Below are 1,226 nucleotides of genomic sequence, written 5' to 3'. Positions count from 1 at the left end.
CTGAGGGTTCCCCACAAATCAGGCCGATATTGAATAGCAGTGCAAATAGGCTTGAAGGGCACGCCACGGTGGTTTTTTGACACCCGGCAGACGTTGCGCCGTTTGGCGCAAAATCGCCCATCCTCGATTAAGTAGCGATATCCGAAAGCGCGTTTCGTGCTCGGATCGTGTCGCCAGCGCGGCCAACCAGGCCACGAGTGTGGCCAGCATGTGGATGAGCAGCAGCATTTCGAGCCGGGCGCCGACCCGGGTCTGTGTGTCCTCGAACGCGCTGCCATATTGATGGGACTTGAGATCACGAAACGCCGTCTCGATCTGCATGCGCAACCCGTAAAGTCGGGCAATCTCGGCCGGGCTTTCGTTCGCCAGCCCGCAGGACGCGGCCAGCACCCAGGGCTCACGATATCGTCGGGCCATTTTTTCCGCTTTACCACCGCCGGCTCGGCGTCGGTCGCGGCGGGTCTGGTGGCGGCCCTTCGGCCGGCGCCGTGTCCGCACCAGATAACACGAGGTCGGCCGGCTTCGCGTGATATCACAAATGCCCAGCGATTCCGGTTTGATCGGTGCCTTGTCGTAATACGTGGCTACCGAACACCAGGCCGCATGTGGGCGATCACCACGAATCATTATTCGGCCGCGGAGGCGCCCGATCCAGTCCCAGCCCAGGGCTTCAACCGATCGGAACCACGGCGTATGAAATCCCGCGTCCGTGAGCACGATCGGGCGGCACGTTGCCGGCAACACGCGCTGTAAACGCTTGAGAAATCGGTCGTGTACCGCCCGACTGTTGAGATCGCGCTGCGGATGAACTTCTTCGTAGAGCGTCAAGGCTCGGCCTTGACGAGGAATCGACGCCCGTAGCAACTGCCATTGGCCATCCCGTGGCAGCTCGCTCCAATCGACGATGATGACCGGTCGATCTCGGGATACCAGGCGTTGCGCACTGGCGCGATACATCGCCCGACGATGCGCTTGCATCGACTGATTGCTCAGCCATCGATCCAATCGTTTGAGCGGTGCGGCGATCTGGCGAGAATTGGGCCAATGACGTGCGAGCGCCATTAGCGTCAGGCGCTGCCCGTTGAGACAGGCGCAAACCGCATCGGAGGTGGTCTGAACGTTACGCTGGTCCAAATTGGAAAAGACAGACGCGAGCCACGTCTGTAATACTGCACTGGCGTGCATGACGGCCTTCGCATTTTGGTCGATACGAAGGGCACTATCCG

At 60.6% G+C, this 1,226-nt stretch carries 1 protein-coding gene; it reads right to left on the bottom strand.

Going from position 1 to position 1,226, the window contains the following annotated elements:
- Positions 1–18: 18 nt before the first annotated feature.
- Positions 19–1,062 (bottom strand): IS4 family transposase, encoded by a 1,044-nt coding sequence (locus SAJA_RS13690; protein WP_184999900.1) that lies wholly within the window; start codon positions 1,060–1,062, stop codon positions 19–21.
- Between the last annotated feature and the right edge of the window lie 164 nt (positions 1,063–1,226).

The organism is Salinisphaera japonica YTM-1 (assembly GCF_003788585.1).
Taxonomy (GTDB): Bacteria; Pseudomonadota; Gammaproteobacteria; order Nevskiales; family Salinisphaeraceae; genus Salinisphaera; species Salinisphaera japonica.
This window is presented reverse-complemented; position numbering and strand designations above follow the sequence as displayed.

Coding starts and splice junctions, on each gene's coding strand:
- SAJA_RS13690 (WP_184999900.1), bottom strand. CDS start 1,062: ATGGCGCTCGCACGTCATTGGCCCAATTCTCGCCAGATCGCCGCACCG.